18 protein-coding genes are annotated in these 18,270 nt (G+C 73.0%); 13 read left to right on the top strand and 5 right to left on the bottom strand.

Annotated elements, in window-relative coordinates; all coding sequences use genetic code 11:
- The first annotated feature begins 108 nt into the window (after positions 1–108).
- The 4 genes from IF09_RS0117255 (at position 109) to IF09_RS0117240 (ending at position 3,426) form a co-directional block, all read left to right on the top strand.
- On the top strand, positions 109–795 hold the full coding sequence (locus IF09_RS0117255) for an epimerase (RefSeq protein ID WP_030296628.1): 687 nt from the start codon (positions 109–111) through the stop codon (positions 793–795).
- A gap of 61 nt (positions 796–856) precedes the next feature.
- The gene (locus IF09_RS0117250; protein WP_030296627.1) at positions 857–2,071 is read left to right on the top strand and encodes an RNA ligase; all 1,215 of its coding nucleotides are present in this window, start codon (positions 857–859) and stop codon (positions 2,069–2,071) included.
- 3 nt (positions 2,072–2,074) lie between these two features.
- A complete protein-coding gene (locus tag IF09_RS41805; RefSeq protein WP_234321032.1) occupies positions 2,075–3,007 on the top strand; it encodes an AAA family ATPase in 933 nt (310 codons plus the stop codon).
- A 53-nt stretch (positions 3,008–3,060) separates the two neighbouring features.
- Positions 3,061–3,426 carry a hypothetical protein gene (locus IF09_RS0117240; protein WP_030296625.1) on the top strand — a complete coding sequence of 122 codons (366 nt, stop codon included), beginning with the start codon at positions 3,061–3,063 and terminating at the stop codon, positions 3,424–3,426.
- 9 nt (positions 3,427–3,435) lie between these two features.
- Here IF09_RS0117240 and IF09_RS0117235 read toward each other — a convergent pair whose 3' ends face one another.
- The gene (locus IF09_RS0117235) at positions 3,436–4,050 is read right to left on the bottom strand and encodes an SH3 domain-containing protein (protein ID WP_030296624.1); all 615 of its coding nucleotides are present in this window, start codon (positions 4,048–4,050) and stop codon (positions 3,436–3,438) included.
- Positions 4,051–4,364: 314 nt separating this feature from the next.
- On the opposite strand from IF09_RS0117235, the gene IF09_RS0117230 reads away from it, so the two are divergent.
- Both IF09_RS0117230 and IF09_RS0117225 read left to right on the top strand, forming a co-directional pair.
- Positions 4,365–4,598, top strand: coding sequence for a DUF397 domain-containing protein (locus tag IF09_RS0117230; RefSeq protein ID WP_030296623.1), 234 nt, complete (start codon positions 4,365–4,367; stop codon positions 4,596–4,598).
- A gap of 86 nt (positions 4,599–4,684) precedes the next feature.
- The gene (locus IF09_RS0117225; protein WP_030296622.1) at positions 4,685–5,611 is read left to right on the top strand and encodes a helix-turn-helix domain-containing protein; all 927 of its coding nucleotides are present in this window, start codon (positions 4,685–4,687) and stop codon (positions 5,609–5,611) included.
- Positions 5,612–5,639: 28 nt separating this feature from the next.
- Here the strand turns inward: IF09_RS0117225 and IF09_RS0117220 are convergent, their stop codons facing one another.
- Positions 5,640–6,482, bottom strand: a complete 843-nt coding sequence (locus IF09_RS0117220; RefSeq protein WP_051832570.1) for an SAM-dependent methyltransferase — start codon at positions 6,480–6,482, stop codon at positions 5,640–5,642.
- A 194-nt stretch (positions 6,483–6,676) separates the two neighbouring features.
- On the opposite strand from IF09_RS0117220, the gene IF09_RS0117215 reads away from it, so the two are divergent.
- Together IF09_RS0117215 and IF09_RS47965 are read left to right on the top strand one after the other, a co-directional pair.
- Positions 6,677–7,051, top strand: coding sequence for a YbjQ family protein (locus IF09_RS0117215; protein WP_030296620.1), 375 nt, complete (start codon positions 6,677–6,679; stop codon positions 7,049–7,051).
- A 152-nt stretch (positions 7,052–7,203) separates the two neighbouring features.
- Positions 7,204–10,683 carry an endo-alpha-N-acetylgalactosaminidase family protein gene (locus IF09_RS47965; protein ID WP_051832569.1) on the top strand — a complete coding sequence of 1,160 codons (3,480 nt, stop codon included), beginning with the start codon at positions 7,204–7,206 and terminating at the stop codon, positions 10,681–10,683.
- A 97-nt stretch (positions 10,684–10,780) separates the two neighbouring features.
- On the opposite strand, the gene IF09_RS40330 is transcribed toward IF09_RS47965, so the two are convergent.
- Together IF09_RS40330 and IF09_RS0117200 are read right to left on the bottom strand one after the other, a co-directional pair.
- A complete protein-coding gene (locus tag IF09_RS40330; protein ID WP_418953055.1) occupies positions 10,781–11,653 on the bottom strand; it encodes a helix-turn-helix domain-containing protein in 873 nt (290 codons plus the stop codon).
- A 32-nt stretch (positions 11,654–11,685) separates the two neighbouring features.
- A complete protein-coding gene (locus tag IF09_RS0117200; RefSeq protein ID WP_234321031.1) occupies positions 11,686–12,636 on the bottom strand; it encodes a DMT family transporter in 951 nt (316 codons plus the stop codon).
- A 29-nt stretch (positions 12,637–12,665) separates the two neighbouring features.
- On the opposite strand from IF09_RS0117200, the gene IF09_RS0117195 reads away from it, so the two are divergent.
- The 5 genes from IF09_RS0117195 to IF09_RS41795 all read left to right on the top strand — a co-directional run bounded on the left by IF09_RS0117195 (position 12,666) and on the right by IF09_RS41795 (position 17,670).
- A complete protein-coding gene (locus IF09_RS0117195) occupies positions 12,666–14,222 on the top strand; it encodes a PLP-dependent aminotransferase family protein (protein ID WP_030296617.1) in 1,557 nt (518 codons plus the stop codon).
- Between the two features lie 90 nt (positions 14,223–14,312).
- Positions 14,313–15,899 carry a glycosyltransferase family 2 protein gene (locus IF09_RS40325; protein ID WP_051832568.1) on the top strand — a complete coding sequence of 529 codons (1,587 nt, stop codon included), beginning with the start codon at positions 14,313–14,315 and terminating at the stop codon, positions 15,897–15,899.
- A gap of 125 nt (positions 15,900–16,024) precedes the next feature.
- Positions 16,025–16,456 carry an LAETG motif-containing sortase-dependent surface protein gene (locus IF09_RS41800; RefSeq protein WP_051832567.1) on the top strand — a complete coding sequence of 144 codons (432 nt, stop codon included), beginning with the start codon at positions 16,025–16,027 and terminating at the stop codon, positions 16,454–16,456.
- A gap of 15 nt (positions 16,457–16,471) precedes the next feature.
- A complete protein-coding gene (locus IF09_RS0117180; RefSeq protein WP_030296613.1) occupies positions 16,472–17,155 on the top strand; it encodes an RNA polymerase sigma factor in 684 nt (227 codons plus the stop codon).
- The gene (locus IF09_RS41795; RefSeq protein WP_051832566.1) at positions 17,152–17,670 is read left to right on the top strand and encodes a hypothetical protein; all 519 of its coding nucleotides are present in this window, start codon (positions 17,152–17,154) and stop codon (positions 17,668–17,670) included. Before IF09_RS0117180 ends, IF09_RS41795 begins: the two co-directional genes overlap by 4 nt.
- On the opposite strand, the gene IF09_RS0117170 is transcribed toward IF09_RS41795, so the two are convergent.
- Positions 17,660–18,118, bottom strand: coding sequence for a MarR family winged helix-turn-helix transcriptional regulator (locus IF09_RS0117170; protein WP_030296610.1), 459 nt, complete (start codon positions 18,116–18,118; stop codon positions 17,660–17,662). The two genes, IF09_RS41795 and IF09_RS0117170, sit on opposite strands and share 11 nt — an antisense overlap.
- Positions 18,119–18,270 lie beyond the last annotated feature (152 nt).

Here is an 18,270-nt window from a genome sequence, read left to right as displayed (position 1 = left end):
CCAACCGGACCCGCACCGCCGCAAGCTCCCCAGCCCTCATACAACCAGCGAACTACCAACCACCCGACATGACAAGACCGGCTAACAAAGCACTACTAGGCTGCGCACGTGAACGTCATCCTCTTCGGCGGAACCGGAATGCTCGGCCGGGGTGTTCTGCGTGAGTGCCTGCGCGACGACACCGTCACGGCCGTCCTGTCCGTCGGCCGCACCCCGCTCGGTGTCTCCCACCCCAAGCTGCGCGAGCGCATCCAGGACGACCCGTCCGACCTCTCCGCGCCGGACCTGGACCTGGCCTCCTACGACGCCTGCTTCTTCTGCCTCGGCGTCTCCGCCGTCGGCATGAAGGAGCAGGACTACCGCCGCATCACCCACGACCTCACCCTCGCCGCGGCCCGCCCGCTCGCCGCCGCCAACCCCCGGCTGACCTTCGCCTACGTCTCCGGGGAGGGGACGGACAGCACCGAGCAGAGCCGCTCCATGTGGGCCCGCGTCAAGGGGGAGACGGAGAACGACCTGCTCCAGCTGCCGTTCCAGGCCTACATGTTCCGCCCCGGCCTCGTGCAGCCCGTCCGCAACATGCCCTCCAAGACCCTCCTCTACCGCGCCGCCTACCTGGTCACCGCGCCGCTCTTCCCGCTGCTCCGCCGCTTCGCGCCGAACCTCGTCACCACCACCGAGGCGCTGGGCCGCGCGATGATCAACGTGGCGAGGCCCGGAGCCGACGTCCGTACCCGCATCCTGCGGCCCCAGGACATCAACCGCCTGGCCCAGAGCCCTCCGGACCAGCGATAATTCGCTACCGGGCACATCCTCCCGCACGTGAGAATGAACCATCTCGAACCGGGAGGAACCCATGGGCCACAACCAGGCCTACCCGACGCTGCACGACCTGCTGCCGCAGCAGGAGCTGGCGGCAGCCATCGACGCCGGGCACGTCACCCGCAAGTCGCACCCCGAACTGCCGCTGTCCATCTACACGTACACGCGGACGGCACAGTACGGGCGCGTCTGGAACCAGGTGACCACGCGCTGCCGGGGACTCGTCGCCGACGACGCCACCGGCGCGATCGTCGCGCTGCCGCTGCCGAAGTTCTTCAACGTCGGCGAGCACGAGGCCGGCCAGCCGTACGCACCGGCCTTGCCCGACGAGCCGTTCGAGGTGTACGACAAGGTCGACGGCAGCCTCGCCGTGGTCTTCCACTACGCGGGCAGCTGGCGCGTCGCGTCCAAGGGATCCTTCATCAGCACCCAGGCCACCTGGGGCCAGCGCCACCTCGACGGCCGCGACACCTCGGCCCTCGTCCCCGGCGTGACCTACCTCGCGGAGATCCTGTACCCGCAGAACCGTATCGTCGTCGACTACGGCGACCGGCGGGACCTGGTGCTCCTCGCGGCGTTCGCCCTGGACGGCACCGAGGTCCCGCTCGCCGAGGCCGCGGTCCACTGGCAGGGGATCGGATCCGTCGTCAGGGTCTGGCCCGCCATGCCGCTCGCCGAGCTGCTGGCGCTGGCCGAGTCGAACACGCTGCCCGGTGGTGAGAACGCCGCCGGCACCGACGCCGAGGGCTTCGTGCTGCGGTTCGCCTCCGGCGTGCGCGCCAAGGCCAAGCTGGCCGAGTACGTACGCCTCCACAAGCTGGTCACCGGCGTCACCGAGCGGGACATCTGGCGCAGCCACGGCATCGAGCGGTTCGCCCGCCTGCCCGTCAAGGAGCTGGCGCAGGGCCTGCACTGCACCGTCGCCGACATCGAGGCCTCGGGCGGCAAGCCGCTCGAGGCACTGCTGGAGCAGGTGCCGGACGAGTTCGACAGCTGGGTGCGCGAGGTGGTCGCCCGCCTCGAGGACGCGGCGGCTCAGCGTGAGCGCGCCATCGACGAGGCGTTCGCACGGCTCGCCCCGCTGGCCGGTGACCGGGGCGCGTTCGCGCGCGCCGTGCGGGCCCTGCCCGACCGCCGGATCCGTCCCGCGATGTTCCTGCGCCTGGACGGCCGGTCCACCGAGCTCGTCGTATGGCGGGACGTGCGGCCGGAAGCGTCCGACCCCTTCACCACCGATGAGGAGAACTGACCAGTGTCCGAAGACCCCGCCCGCCCCGTCGTCCACGTCATGACGGGGCTGCCGGCCTCGGGGAAGACGACGGCCGCGCGCGCCCTGCAGGCCGATGCCTCGGGCCGGATGCGCCGCGTCAACCTGGACGACCTGCGGGCCATGCTGGACCTGCCCGACCCGGAGCGCAGCCGCTCGTACCGGCACGAGCAGACCGTCCTGGCCGTCCAGGACGCGGCGGTGCGCGCGGCCGTCGACGACGGCTTCGACGTGGTCGTCGACAACACGCACCTGACCTCGCACATCCCCAAGCGGCTCAAGGCGGCGGTGGCCGGACGGGCCACCTTCGTCGTGCACGACTTCACCGACGTGCCGGTGGAGGAGTGCCTGCGCCGGGACGCCGCGCGGGAGCGGCCGGTCGGCGAGGAGATCATCCGGATACTCAACGACAAGCACATGAGCGCGAAGAAGGGCGGCTGGCGGCTCACCGCGGAGTGGCTGAACGACCAGCCGGCGGTCGAGCCGTACGTGGCCGACCCGGCGCTGCCCCCGGCGGTGATGTGCGACATCGACGGCACGCTCGCGCTGACCGGCGACCGCAGCCCGTACGACTTCTCGCGCTGCGGGATCGACGCGCTCAACGAGCCGGTGCGGTACGCGCTGGACGCCTTCCGGCGCGCCGACGGTGACACCATCGTGCTGCTGTCCGGGCGCGGTGAGGAGCACCGGCCGCAGACGGAGGCCTGGCTGCAGCGGCACCACGTGCCGTACGACGAGCTGTGGATGCGCCCGCTCGGCGACACGCGCCGCGACGACGTGGTGAAGGCGGAGCTGTTCGACGCGCACGTGCGCCACCGGTACGCGGTACGGGTGTCACTGGACGACCGGGACCGCGTGGTCGCGGTCTGGCGCCGGATGGGCCTTCCCACCTGGCAGGTCAACTACGGCGACTTCTAGGCGCCGGCGCACGGGCGGTGCGGGCGATCGCCGGACCCGCCCATACTGGGGCCATGAGCGTGTTGATCGTGGACGCCGCGAACGTCGTCGGTTCCGTACCGGACGGCTGGTGGCGGGACCGGCGGGGCGCCGCCGAGCGGCTGCGCGACCGCCTCGCGGAGCGGGCCCCGGTCGAGGGGGTCGGGGCGGTCGAGGAGATCGTCCTCGTCGTCGAGGGCGCCGCCCGGGGCGTCGAGTCCGTGCCCGGAGTACGGGTGGACCCGGCGCCGGGGAGCGGCGACGACCGGATCGTGGAACTGGCCGCCTCCTTCGCGGAACGGGGCTGCGTCGTGGTCACGGCGGACCGGGAACTGCGCGAGCGGGTCCGGGCGTACGGGGCGGAGTGCGTGGGGCCGCGTGCCGTACGCCCGGCGGACTGACCGGAAGGGTCAGTCGCACCACTTCACGTGGTCCAGGTTCTTGACGTAACGGGCGGTGATCCAGGCCTTCTTGTGCTCCTTGCCGTCCTGCCCGCTGCGCCGGTCGTCCCCGCCCCGCCCGTCCTGCTGTCCGTCGTCCTCACCGCGCCCGCTGTCTTCATCGCGGCCGCCGTCTTCATCGCGGCCGCCGTCTTCATCGCGGCCGCCGTCCTCGTCGCGCCCGCTGTCCTCGTCGCGCCCGCCGTCCTCGTCGTGTCCGTCCTGCGACTCGTGGTCCTCCTTGATGTGAAGGAGGTACCAGATGTTGTTGCCGTCGACCGACTCGCCGTACGTCTTGCACACGATGGCGACCTTGTGGCCCGGCTTGGCGTGGCCCACGACCTCGGAACGTGTGTTCGGCTTGCTGCGGATCTTCAGCGGGCCATGTGAGATGACCTTGCCGACGGTGTACTTCTTGTCGTTGTAGGTGCCGGACTGGTCGCTCATCGGCTCGAGAAGGACGGCCTGGTGCGACGGCGTGCCGGCCGTCGGGCCCGCGTCCGCGGCGGCGGCGCCCGCGCCGACCAAGCCGAGCACCAGGCTTCCGGCGGCGAGAGCGAGGACGGTCCTGGTGGGCTTCTGCATGTGCAGGCTCCTCTACGAAGACATCCGCCCGGCCGCGGTCTGCCGCGGTCCGGGGCGGCAACCAGTCGGTCGCCACGGTCGACTATGGCGAGGGAGGGTCGTGCCGACCCGGTGACGCACCGCCGTTTAGCCCGAAATGCCCAATCAGTTCCCCTCGGGGCGCGGAGTCGGACCACCGGGCGCCGCTCGGCCGAGGCACCCGTTCGAGGGACTCCGGTGTCCCCTGCATCTGGCTAGCATTTCTGTCAGTGCTCGTCGTGCGGTCCCACAACGGTTCGCACGGTCGGGCGCGTCCGACGAGGAGGGGTCCGATCATGCAGGTGGAAAACGGCGTGGTGGCGAGCGAGATTTCCGGCGCGGTATGGGTGAAGAGCAGTGCCAGCGTGGGCAACGGCAACTGCGTGGAGGTCGCCGCCCTGGCGGGCGGCGCCGTGGCGATGCGCAATTCGCGCTTCCCCGACGGTCCGGCCCTGGTGTTCACGACTGCCGAGATCGAGGCGTTCGTCGACGGCGCCAAACATGCGGAATTCGACCATCTGACCGGCTGACGCCTCAGGCCGAGGCCACGGCTTGAGGGGCGGAAGGGGGCGGCCCATGCTGTGACGGACCACTGCCCCAGTCATAGGGAGTCCTGATGCCCGCCCTCCCTGAGCCGCTGCCCGAGCCGGTCGCTCCCGTCCTGCCGATGGGGAGCGATCCGGCCCGGGCGGCGGCCTACCGCCTGCTGGGGCGGGAACTGCGCAGGTGCCGCGAGGCCCGCGGCCTGACCCTGCGCCAGGTCGCTCCGGTCATCCGCAGCTCGGTGTCGAAGATCAGCCGGCTGGAGCGCGGCGAGAGCCCGCCGAAGCCGCGCGACGTACGGGATCTCGCCCGGTACTACGGCGTCGACGCCGAAGAGATGCGGGCGATCGAACGGCTCCTGGAACACGCGCAGGACGCCGAGTGGTACGAGCAGTTCAGCGACGTCACCCCCGACTTCCTCAAACGCCTGATCCAGCTGGAGGGCGACGCCGAGGAGATCTGCGTCTACGAGAACCTCGTCGTCCCCGGCATCCTCCAGACCCGCGACTACGCCCGGTACATGGTCCGGGCGGTCATGCCCAGCGCCGGCCCCGAGGAGGTCGAACGGGTGGTCGAGTTGCGCGCTGAACGGCAGCTGCGGCTGATGGACGGCCCGCTGCCACGGGTGACCGCCCTGCTCGAGGAAGGCGTGCTGCACCGCCGCTGCGGGAACGCCGCCGTGATGCACGAGCAGCTGGACCACCTGCTGCGCGCCGGAGACACCGACAAGGTGGGCATCCGCATCCTCCGGATGACCCGTGAGTACGGGGCCACACCGCCCTACCCGATCACACACCTGAAGTTCCGCGACGGGGAGCACGCCGAGCTGGCGTACGTGGAGCACATCAACGGCGCGAACTACGTGACGAGGCCGCGGGCCCTGGACGACCACCGCAACGCCCTCAGCAACCTGCGGAACGTGGCCGCCTCCAAGGACGAGAGCGTCAGCCTGATCCTCGAGGCGAAGCGTCAGTTCAGCGACGGCGGCGACACCCCCTAGGGGGCCGGCAAGAGCAGGCCGGCCGGGCTCAGAGGCGGCCGACCCCGCCCCACTCCACCCAGTCCCGCGGCCGGTTCCCCGGGGGCGGCGGCGGGGTGTCGGGCCGCCAGTCGACCACGTCGACGAGCCCCGGCCCGAGGATCTCCAGGCCGTCGAAGTACCGGCGCACCTCGTGGCTCTCCCGTACCCGGCCCCAGGTGCCGTGCGTGGTCACGTCCATGAGCCGCGTCACGTCGCGCCGGACGACCGGATCGTCGCTCACGAGCTGGCAGATCACCATGAAGCTGCCCGGCGGCAGCTGCGCGGCGGTGTTCCGTACGACCGCCGCGGGATCGTTCTCGTCGTCCGTGTCCCGCAGGCAGTGCAGCACGGAGACGAACAGCGCCGCGATGGGCCGGTCCCAGTCCAGGAAGCGGTCCGTGTCCTGGCGGATCTGCCGGGTCAGGCGCAGGTCCTTGGACAGGACGAGCGTGCGGCCGTCCTCGTGCAGGGTCGTCTGGGCGTGCGCCAGGACCATGGGGTCGTTGTCGATGTACGCGACCTTGCAGGCGGGATCGGCCCGCTGCGCCACCTCGTGCACGTTGTCCTGCGTGGGCAGCCCGGAGCCGTGGTCGAGGAACTGCCGGATCCCGTACTGCTCGACCAGGATGCGCACGACGCGCCGCAGGAACGCCCGGTTGTTGCGGGCCAGGAGCTGGGTGCTGGGGGCGATCTCCAGCAGCCGCGCGCAGGCCTCGCGGTCGCTCGCGTAGTTCTCCACCCCGCCCAGCAGCCAGTCGTACATCCGGGCGACGCTCGGGGTGTGCATGTCGATGAGGGGGGTCGGCGGGGGTGCGGGCGGGTGTTCCGACGGGTTCTGCGACGACTCCATGGGCGCTGTCCCTCCGGCTGAGGTGACCGCCCATGGTAGGCAGTCGGCCGCGGGCAGGCCACCACCCGTACGGGCGCACGCGGGGCCGTGCCCGGCCTCGTCGCCCGACTGCCCTGACCCCGGTCGCCGGCGGGTCGGCCGGATCGGACCCCCTCCGGATGCGGGGGCCCGGGCACGCCGCCAGAGTGGGTCCCATGGGTATCGATGACTACAGCGGCGGCCCGGCGGCCCAGCAGACCGGCGTCCTGGTCGTGACGACGAACGACGTCCCCGGCTACCGGGTCGAGCAGGTCATCGGTGAGGTCTTCGGCCTCACCGTCCGCTCCCGCCACCTCGGCAGCCAGATCGGCGCAGGCCTGAAGTCGATGATCGGCGGCGAACTCAAGGGCCTGACCAAGACCCTGGTGGAGACCCGCAACCAGGCCATGGAGCGGCTCATGGAGGCAGCGAAGGCCCGCGGCGGGAACGCGATCCTGACGATGCGCTTCGACGTGACCGAAGCCGCCGACGTCGGGACCGAGGTGTGTGCGTACGGGACGGCCGTCGTGATCACGCCCGCCTCCACCTGATATCTCATCCGCCACGTAAGTCCAGGACGGGGCTCTGCTTTGTCCATGGGCCTGCGGCGGTGCGGTCCGCAAGCTGACAGGTCAGTGAGCGGACCGCGGGCCTCCGTGCCGTGCGGTCTTCCGCCAAGGAAGCGCCGACTCCCGGAGGCCCGATGCGTACCCCCCTCTGGCCGACCGCAGCAGCCGCGGTCGCCGGTCTCCTCGTCACCCTGGTCGTCTCCGTGCCCGCGCCCGCCGCCGCGGCGGCGGACGCCGCACCCGTGACGATCGGCTCGGGCGAGCTGTCCGTGACCGTGGACAGCGCCTTCCCCCGGGTCGTCGGCTACACCCGACGGGCCACCGGGGACGTGCTGAACGGCAACGAGGACACCCTCTCCACGATCGTGGTCAACGGCACCGCGTACACCCCGGCCGTGACCGTCACCCCGTCCGCTTCCGCGGTGGACTACGCGCTGTCGTTCTCCGGGGTGACCGTCAGGTCCCGGCTCTCGGTGACCGGTTCGGTCGTCGAGTTCAAGGTCACGGCGATCGAGGACACCCCCGCCCTGCGCGTCCGCAGTCTCGCCATCCCCGACCACACCCTCGTCAGCGTCCGCAGCAACCAGCCCGGCGCCGCGCTGGCCACGGCGAACATGCACACCGCCACCACCGGCACCGGGGACACCTTCACCCCCGTCACCGCGAGCACCCCCGTGGACCCCGCCGCGACGACCGTGATGTACGGGCTCGCCAGCACCGCCAGGGTCGCCGCGGCCATCGACTCCAACTCCCTCTACGACACCCCCTCCGGCGGCACTGCCCGGGAGAACGGCCGGATCAGCAAACGGGTCACCGACAAGGGGGGCTACCGCCGCGCCGGACTGTGGAGCGGAGCCTGGCTCTACCGGGCCGCCGGCGCCGCCGACACCGACACCGAGCCGCTCCCGTACGTGCGGATCGCGATCACCGGGGACCGCAACGGCGACGCGACCGTCGACTGGCAGGACGCCGCCGTCGCCTACCGCGACATCTGGACCCCGCCCACCGGATGGCAGCAGACCGCCGACCGGGTCGTACAGCGCATCCCCTTCAACTTCGCCTCCCAGGCCACACACCCCTTCGCCGAGACGCTCGACGAGACCAAGCGGGTCGGCCTCGCCACCGACGGCCTCGGCCAGTTCGTCCTCCTCAAGGGGTACGCCTCGGAGGGCCACGACTCCGCGCACATGGACTACAAGAACATCGGCTCCAGGCTCGGCGGCGCCACCGACCTGAACGCCCTCACCACCGCCGGCCACGCCTACAACGCCGACTTCGGCGTCCACATCAACGCCACCGAGGAGTACCCGGTCTCCGCGACCTTCGACCCGGCCCACCAGAGCGGCGGACTCGGCTGGGACTGGCTCGACCAGTCGTACTACGTGGACACGCGGAAGGACGGCCAGTCCGGCGAGCGGCTGAAGCGGCTGCAGGACCTCAAGACGGCCGCGCCGGGGCTCGACTTCCTGTACGTGGACGTCTGGTACGGGGACGGGTACGTGTCGCGCAGACTCCAGCGGGAGATCGGCGGGCTCGGCCTCCAGCTCGCCACCGAGTTCCCCAACACCCTGACCGAGCAGTCCCTCTGGCACCACTGGGCGGCCGACGTCGACTACGGCGGCAGCGGTCTCAAGGGCATCAACTCCACCATCGCCCGGTTCATCGCCAACCACGCCAAGGACGACTGGATCGCCGGGGACCCGCTCCTCGGCGGCGCCGAACTCACCGCGTACGAGGGCTGGCAGGGCAAGAAGGACTACACCGCCTTCCTGAACACCACCTTCGCCGTCAACCTGCCGACCAAGTACCTCCAGGAATCCCCGGTGGTGAAGTGGACCGCGAACTCGGTCACCCTCGCGAACGGCACCACCGCCACCACGACCGGCAACACCCGGAAGATCACCACCGGCGGGCGCACCGTGCTCAGCGGCGGCAGCTACCTGCTCCCGCGCGACGGCAAGCTGTACCACTGGAACGACAAGGGCGGCTCCACGACCTGGACCCTGCCCGCAGGCTGGTCCGCGCCCAAGCTCTACCAGCTGACCGACACCGGTCGCCGGCTCGTCGGCGACCTCGCCGTCACCGGCGGCCAGATCACCGTCAACGCCGCCGCGAAGACCGCCTACGTGGTCACCGACGGCGCCGCGCCCGCCCAGGCCGACCCGAAGTGGGGCGAGGGCACCCCGGTCAAGGACCCCTCCTTCTACGCGGGCAACCTGAACGCCTGGACGGTCGCCGGGACCGGGGCCGCGGTCGCCCGCAACGCCCAGGGCCAGAACGAGCTCACCTTCGCCGCCGGGACCGCACCCGCCGTCTCCCAGCAGCTCACCGGCCTGATGCCCGGCACCTACGCCGCCTCCGTCTGGGTCTCCACCCCGACCGGCCGGGCCGCCACCCTCACCGTCACCCCCTCGGGGGGCGGTGCGGCCTCCGAGTACGCCGACTCCTCCCCCCTGGTGAACAACCTGGGCGGCAGCGAGAAGAACGGCACGGGGATGCAGCGCATGAAGGTGCTCTTCGACGTCCCGGCCGGCCAGTCCACCGCCACCCTGAAGCTCTCCGCCGCGGCCGGGTCCGGCACCGTCCACCTGGACGACGTACGCGTGGTCCGCTCCGCCCGCACCCCGCTCGGCGGCCACACCTTCGCCGAGGACTTCGAGAACGCCGACGCCGGCTGGGGCCCCTTCGCCTTCGGCGGCGCGGGCGGCTCCGCCACCGACCCGCGCACCCACCTGGCCCAGCGCAACGCCCCGTACACGCAGGCCGGCTGGAACGGGAAGCTCGTCGACGACGTGATCGGCGGGCAGAATTCCCTCAAGTCACACGAGGAGCGGACCGGACTCGTCTACCGCACCCTGCCCCAGACGCTGCGGCTGACCCCGGGGCACGCGTACAAGGTCGCCTTCCGTTACGAGAGCGGCTTCGGCGGGGACTACCGGTTCGTCACCGGCTCCGGCAGCACCGAGACCGCCACCGCGCTGGACCAGGCCCGTACGCCCACCGACTTCGGCACCACGTTCACCGCCGGAGCCGACGCCTGGATCGGCGTACGGAAGGTGACTCCGGAGGACTCGCACAACGAGGCCGACCTGGTCCTCGACGACCTGACGGTGGACGACCTCGGACCGGCAGGCGGAGGTGAACTCCTCGTACCCCAGTCGCAGATGAGCGTGAGGGCCGTCGACAGCCAGGAGACCGCCGGCGAGAACGGCGCCGCCGCCAACGTCCTGGACGGCGACGCCTCCACCATCTGGCACACCCAGTGGTACGCGGCCACCGCGCCGATGCCGCACGAGATCACCCTCGACCTGGGCGCCTCGTACGACGTCTCGGCTCTGCACTGCCTGCCCCGGCAGACGCAGAGCAACGGCCGCATCGCCGGCTACCAGGTGTTCACGTCCACGGACGGGGTGAACTGGGGGACGGCGGCCGCCGCCGGGACCTTCCCGAACACGACGGCCCAGCAGGACGTCACGTTCACGCCCCGCACCGCGCGCTACGTGAGGCTCAAGGCCACGAGCGAGGTGGCCGGCAACCCGTGGACGTCGGTCGCGGAGCTCAACGTGGGGTACCGGCCACAGTCGTTCACCGCTTCCAGGGCGTCACTTCGGTGAGGTACGCCGGGACCCTGTACCTGCACGCGGCGGGCGGCGCCTGCACCTCGCGTTCGAAGCGGACCCGGAAGTCCTGCTCCAGGGTGAACCCGCGGCGTCAGCGGACCGGGCCCCGCACGGACTGCTGGGCGCGGAAGCGGACCGGAGCCATGCCCACCCGGCGGCTGAACAGCCTGCTGAAGTACGCCGGATCCTCGTAACCGACCCGCCGCGCGACCCCGGCGACGGGCAGGTCCGTCCGGGCCAGCAGCTCCTTCGCCCGGCTCAGCCTGATCCCGAGGAGGTACTCCTTGACCCCCTCCCCGGTGCTGCGCCGTACGGCCCCGCGCAGTTCGGGCAGCGGGATCCCGAGACGGGCCGCGTGCTCGGCCACCGAGATGGGCAGCAGTGCGTCCCGGGCCAGGGCGTCCATCACCGCGTCCCCGTGCCGGGACACCTCGGCGCGGGCGTAGCGCAGCGCCACGAGCAGTCCGTGCACGGCCGCGGCGGCCTCCACCTCCAGCAGCGGGCCGCCGCGCCGGGCCGCCCGGACGATCCCGTCGACCACGTGCCGTACCCCCTCCGTCCCGCTCAGCGGCACCAGCGGGCGGTCGGGGGTGACGTAGCCGAGGTCGGTGTACGCCTCCACGCTGCGGCCCGCGAAGTCCACGAAGCACTCGTCCCAGCCGGTCTGCGGATCGGGCCCGTAGTGGTGTTCCACCCCCGGCACCAGCCACAGCAGTGCGGGCGCGCACACCGGCTGCGGCGGGCGCCCGCCGTGGCTGAACCAGCCCCGCCCCCGCGTGACGACCACGGCGACGTGGTGGTCCAGGGCGCGCGGTCCGACCACGGGAAGCAGGCCCTGCTGGATCCCGACGCCGAGACAGACCAGGCCGAGCCGCCGGTGGTTGGCGGTGGGGGAGAAGTACCGCATCCAACTGCTGTACGGAGGGCTGCTGGAGGGGACACTGGGGTGCAGGGGCGTCGGCATCTGCGGATTGTGATCCACCGGGCCGGGGGCCCTCAAGGGGACGCGGGCGCCCGGCCCTTCGGCTGGTGCGTGTCCCTCCCGGGCCGCGGCTCCTTGCGTACGGGCGGCCCCGGCTGCGGGCTGTGGAGTCCGCCCGCCAGTCCGGCGACCACCACGATCAGGCCGGTCCACACCGGCAGCCCCGGCATCCCGCCGCCCGAGAGCGCGCCGATGGCGGCCGCGGCGAGAGGCGCGACCCCGGTCAGCAGCCCCGCCCGGCCTGCGCCGACGGCGGCCACGGTGCGGTACCAGAGGAGGAACGCCACCGCGGTCACCATGACGGCGAGGTACCCGACCGCCGCCCACTGGACCGGACCGACGGCCGGCAGACCGGCCGGACGTCCGGTGAGCAGCGTCAGCACCCCCAGCATCACGGCCCCCAGCCACACCGCGTGCACGGACACCCCCCACGGTCCGTGCCGCCGCAGCACGGGTACGGCGAGCAGGGTGAACGCGGCCTCGCAGGCGAGCGCGAGCGCGGCCCAGGCCACCCCGGCGGCGTCGGTCCGGCCGGTCCCCTCCACGAGGACGGCCCCGGCAACGACCACCACGGCCGCCACCAGGATCCTTCGGCTGGGGCGACGGCCCTCCAGCAGCGGGCCGAGCAGCCCGAGGAGGACCGGTACGGAGGCCACCGCGACGGCGATCACGGCCGGTTCGGCATGCGCGACGCCGCGTACGACGGCCACGTTGAACAGCACGAGCCCGGTGGCCGCGATCCCGGCCAGCCACAGCCACTCACGGCCGCGAGGCCGCAGGATCGGCACCCGGGCGACCCGGGCGAACATGAGAAGGAGCAGGGTGGCGGCCGCGTAGCGGACGGCCTGCGTGGCGAACAGCGGGGCGTGGACCAGGGAACGCGAGACGGTGACGCTGCTGCCGACCAGCACCATGCCGATGGTGCCGGGGGCGAGGTCACGCGGCGCGCCGGGGGAGGTGTTCACACGGCCCAGGCTCTGCCAGCATTGGACTCATGGACAGTGCCGAAGTGCATCGATCCAAGGGGTCCAAAAGGGCGGAGTCCGCCGGCGGCTCGGACTTCCTGCAGCTCGACATCGGCCAGGCGCCGCCGGGCGGCCGTACCGCATGGCTGACGGCCCGCATCCGCGCAGCCATCGCCGACGGCACGCTGCCGGTGGGCAGCAGGCTCCCGGCGGGCCGCGTGCTCGCGGCGGAGCTCGGTGTCTCCCGCGGCCTGGTCACCGAGGCCTACCAGCGGCTGGCCGACGCGGGCCAGGTGCTCGGCCACGGCCGCGCGGGCACGACCGTGGTCGCCGCCCCGCCGGCCAAGGCGGCCCGGCGCGCCCCGGATCCGTCCGCCCCGACGGGCCCGTCCGCCCCGGCCGGAGCGTTCGGGTCCGCTGGCCGGCTCGGAACCGGCCTGCCGCCCGGGCCGTTCGGGCCGCAGGCCGACGGGCCGCTCGTCGATGCGCTGCGGGGTGTGCCCTGCCGGATCGACCTCTCGCCCGGGGTGCCCGACCTCACCGCCTTTCCGCGTACGGCCTGGCTCCAGGCGGAGCGTCGCGTGCTGGCCGGGCTGACCTCCGCCGACTTCGGCTACGGCAACCCGCAGGGCACGCCGGCTCTCCGGGCGGCGGTCACCGGCTGGCTGGCCCGCAACCGCGGGATTCGCGCCGACCCCGACGAGGTCGTCGTCGTCGCGGGAGTCGCCCAGGCACTGGGCCTGCTGGCACACGTGCTGCGCGAGGACGGCGTACGGCGCGTCGCGGTGGAGGACCCCGGCTCGCTCGGCGCACGGCAGCAGCTGGAGTACGGGCGGCTGGAGACGGTGCCCGTACCGGTGGACGGGAGCGGGCTCGACACCGCCGCGCTCCGGGCGAGCGGAGCCGGTGCGGTGCTGCTGACCCCGGCGCACCAGTTCCCGACCGGGGTCGTCCTCGACGGGGAGCGCCGCCGGGAGCTGCTCGGCTGGGCGGCGGCCGGGGGACTCGTCATCGAGGACGACTACGACGCCGAGCACCGCTACGACCGCGCACCGGTCCCCGCACTGCGCGCCCTGCTCCCCGAAGGCGTCTGCTACGCCGGGAGCGTGTCCAAACTGCTCGCCCCCGCGCTGCGCCTGGGCTGGCTGCTGGTCCCGCCGCGCCTGCGCGACGCCGTGGTCGCCGCGAAACGCTACGCCGACCTCGGCAATCCGGTCCTCGCCCAGCTGGTGCTGGCCCGGCTGATGGAATCGGGCGAACTGGAGCGCCATCTGCGCTTCGTCCGGCGCCGCCACCGCCGCCGACGCGACGCCATGCTCCGGGCGGTCGACGCGCACCTGCCGGGCGCCCGGGTCCACGGCGCGGCGGCGGGCCTGCACCTGATGGTCACCTTCGACGGCGCGGCCTTCGAGGACACCGCCCTCGCGGCGGCGGCCCTGGCCCTCGGGGTCAAGGCCCACCCGCTGTCCTGGCACCGCGTCCGGCCGGGCTCCCCGGGGCTGGTCCTCGGCTATGCGGCGGGCCCGCCGGGCGAGCTGGAGGAGGGCGTCGCCCTCCTCGGCCGGGCCCTCGGCCGGCTCCGCTGAGCACCCCCTCCTGCGTGGCGGGGCCTCCCGCCCGGCCTCCTGCGGACACCGCCTCCGGAGGCGCCGGGGGCGAACTTTATGCTCGGGTGCATGCACCACGCGTCCGTCCCCGACATATCCGTGATCATCGCCGTCTACAACGCGATGCCTTACCTGAACGAGTGCCTCGACTCGGTGCTCGGGCAGACCCTGGGGGCCGACCGCCTGGAGGTCGTCGCGGTCGACGACGGTTCCACCGACGGCAGCGGCGCCGAACTGGACCGCTACGCCGCCCGGTACCCGCAGCTGCGCGTCCTGCACCAGCCGAACTCCGGCGGCCCCGGCGGGCCCCGCAACCGGGCCCTGGACCTGGCCGGCGGCCGGTACGTCTTCGTCCTCGACGCCGACGACTACCTGGGCCCCGAGGCACTCGAGCGGCTGCTGGACATGGCCGAGTCCCAGGGCAGCGACGTCGTGCTCGCCAAGCAGGTCGGACTCGGCCGGACGGTGTCGGACAAGGCCCACCGGCACGCCGAGGAAGCCGACCTCTACACCTCGGAGGTCTACCGTTCGCTCCACTCGGCCAAGCTGATACGCCGCCAGGTCATCGAGGACGCGCACCTGCGCTACCCGGACGACCTCTGGTACGGCGAGGACCAGGTCTTCGTGACCGGGGTGTTCCTGGCCGCCGGGAAGATTTCGGTCGTCGGCGACTACGACTGCTACTTCCTGCGCCTGCGCGACGACGGGCAGAACATCACCGCCCGCGCCCGCACCGCGGGCGAGACTGTGGCGCACATCGAGCGCGTCATGGCCCTGGTGGCCGAGCGGGTGCAGGACCCGGTGGGACGGCGCCGCATGCTCGGCCGGCATTTCCGCAGCCTGCTGCGCACGGCGCTGCGGCCGGCCGTCGAGGCCCGCCACGAGAACCCCCGCTTCACGGCCGAGGTGTACGAGCGGGCGCGGACGCTGGTGCAGACGTACTGGAAGCCGGACATGGGCGGCGAACTGCCGCGGATCGACTGGATCCGGCTCTACGCGTTCGCCTGCGGCCCGCTGGCCGCCTTCGAGCAGCTGATGGAGTACGACCCGGCGAAGGAACCGGCGCCGCAGGAGATCGTCGAGGGCGGCCGCGTCTACCGCTGCTACCCGCTGTTCCGCGATCCGGCGGCGGGCCTGCCGGACGTGCTCTTCGACGTGACCGAGAAGCTCAGGACACTGCACCGGCTGGCCTCGCTGACCTGGCAGGGCGGCCGCGTACGGCTGACCGGCCACGCCTACATCCAGACGCTCGGGACCGGCCGCATGGAGAGCGAGCTCGTACTGCGGGCGCGGGAGACGGGCAGCGAGCACCTCGTCCCGGTCCAGGCCCGCCCCGCGCCGGAGCTGACGGAGCTGGATCCGGAGCTGGCGATGGCCGGCTTCCTGGCGGAGTTCGACCTGACCACGGTGGCCGGGGGCGGGCCGATCCCGCCGGGCACCTGGGACTGCTTCCTGAACGTGCGGGCCGACGGGGTCACGCGCACCGTCCGGCTGGGCCGCCGGCACGCGCCGGAGCTGGACCGGACGGCCCGCCGGGCCAAGGTCCTCGCCCGCGACCCGGGCGGTGCCACCGAACTCGCGGCCGCCGCCTTCTTCACCGCGTACGGGAACCTCAGCTTCGAGGTGGTCCGCAGGATCCCGCTGCCCACGGCCTGACGGCCCGCAGGAAAGTTTTTCTCAATCGGCGGCAACCTCCCCGGGGGTCGCGCGTCGTGCGGGGGTGAAGGGCGGCATTCCGCGTCCTCGCACCGACCGTGACCCGACCGTGGAGAACCACTGTGATGAACCTGAAGCGCGTCCCCCTGACCGTCCGCCGGGCGGCCGTCACCGCTGCCGCCGCCGGGGCGGTCCTCGCGCTCGCCGGGCCCGCCTTCGCCGCACAGGGGGCTTCGGCCACTCCGTCGGCCGCCCCCGGCGCGCCGTCGAGCGCGATGCCGAGCGCCGCGCCCACCCCCTCGCGCAGCGTCCCGCCGACGGGGGCGCCGAGCGCCCGGCCGACGCCGTCGCGCAGCCTGCCGCCGACGTCCGCACCGAGCGTCCAGCCCACGGCCCAGCCCAGCGCGGTGCCCACGGCGGCCCCCTCGCCGGCCGGGGACGAGCTCGCGCAGACCGGCTCCTCCGCCACCACCGCCGCCATCGGCGCCGGTGCCGCCACGCTCATCGCCGCCGGCGCCGGCACCCTCTACGCCGTCCGCCGCCGCGCCAACGGCTAGGAATCCGGGAACACCGTGCTCCACCTCGCTCCACCCGTACCGTCCGCACGCCCCCTCACGCCCGGCCTCGGCCGGGCGTGGCGGGGCTTGTGGTCGTTGCTGCTGCGCCGCGAGCGCGCCACCCCGCCGACGCCGGCGCAGCCGCACGTTCCCGGCTACCACGGGACCGGGTCCGGGCCGGCGTACGAACCCGCCCTGCGCGGGGATGCGCCGCAGCCCACCGTCTCCGAGCTCTACCACGCACACCGGCTGCGCATGGTCCGGCTGGCCGTGCTGCTCGTCGATGATCTGGCCACCGCCGAGGACGTGGTCCAGGACGCCTTCACGGCCCTGTACCGGCGCCACGGGGAGCAGATCAGCGAGGTCGACAACGCGCTCGGCTATCTGCGCACGGCCGTCGTCAACACCTCCCGGTCGGTCCTGCGCCGCAGACGCACGGCCCGCGCATGGACCCCGCCCGCGGCGGCCGACATCCCGTCAGCGGAGGACCACGTCGTCCTCGACGAGGCACACCGCGAGGTGCTCGCCGCACTCGGCCGGCTGACCCCGCGCCGCCGGCAGGTCCTCGTACTGCGCTACTGGGCCGAGCTCAGCGAGGCCGAGATAGCGACCACCCTCGGGATCAGCCGGGGCGCGGTGAAGTCGAACGCGAGCCGCGCCCTGGACGCGCTGGAACGGATTCTGGAGGGACGGATATGACGCACGGCGAACGCCCCGTCGAACGCAGGCTGCGCCAGGCCCTCGACGCCCGGGCGGGCGGGATCACCGTCCGCGAGCTGCGCCCCGCGGATCCGCCGGGTCCGCACCTGCGGCGGCTGCCGGTCGCGCGGCTGCGGCTGAACCTGCGCCGGTTCGCGCTGCCGCTGGCGGGACTGGCCGCGGCTGCCGCCGCCGTGGCCGTGTACCTCGTACTGGCCCCGGACACCGCCCCGCCCCGCCCGGTGCCGCCGGCCTCGCCGCCCGAGATCACCGGCCCCGGGCCGACACCGGACTCCCGTACGGGAACCGGCAGTCCGCATCCGTCGGTGGTGCCGTCCCTTCGGCCGTCCAGCGCCCCCGGGACCCGCTCGGCGCAGCCGCCCGGGCCGACTGCGACCCCTTCGGGCGCGCGTTCCGCGGCCCCGCCGTCGAGGTCCGTGCCCCCGTCCGCCGTGCCGTCGTCCTCGCCCGTGCCGTCCTCACCGCCCCCGAGCGCGGGACCCTCTAAGAGCTAGACCGGGTGTTCTTCACGGCTGCGACCAGCTGGGCGAGTTCGGGGTTGCGCGCCGCCTCGTCCAGCGCCTCGCGCAGTGCCGTGTCGTGGGTCGGCCGGGCGGCGGCCAGCAGGGCCAGGCCGGCCTCGCTCACGTCGGTGTAGATGCCCCGCCGGTCCGTGTCGCAGATGTAGCGGTTCAGCAGCCCGCGGTCCTCGAGCCGGCTGACCAGCCGGGTCGTCGCGCTCTGGCTGAGCACCACCGAGTCGGCCACCTGGTGCATCCGCAGGTGGCCGCCCGGGCCGCTGTGCTGGCGGCTCAGGACGTCCAGCAGCGAGTACTCGCGCACGCTCAGGCCGTGTCCGGCCTGCAGGGCACGCTCGATGTGCGCCTCGATCCGCCCGTGCAGCAGGGAGAGGGCGCACCAGCCCTGGGCGAGGCCGGTCAGTGCGCTGTCGGTGGCCGTCATGGGCTGCTCCTTCGAACCGTGTCCCCGTTGCCCGGACTCCCTGTGTCCCCACAGGTGCCCTCCCAGGATAGGCCACGGCCGCAATAGCCCGCGCTTGCAAATATTCGGCGTCTGCAATTAATGTGGGCGCATGTAAGCAGCGACGGCAAGCG

Origin of the sequence: Streptomyces katrae (assembly GCF_000717655.1) — a bacterium.
Classification (GTDB): Bacteria; Actinomycetota; Actinomycetes; order Streptomycetales; family Streptomycetaceae; genus Streptomyces; species Streptomyces katrae_B.
The sequence above is the reverse complement of the archived record's forward strand: the minus strand, read 5'-3'. Positions and strand labels throughout refer to the sequence as shown.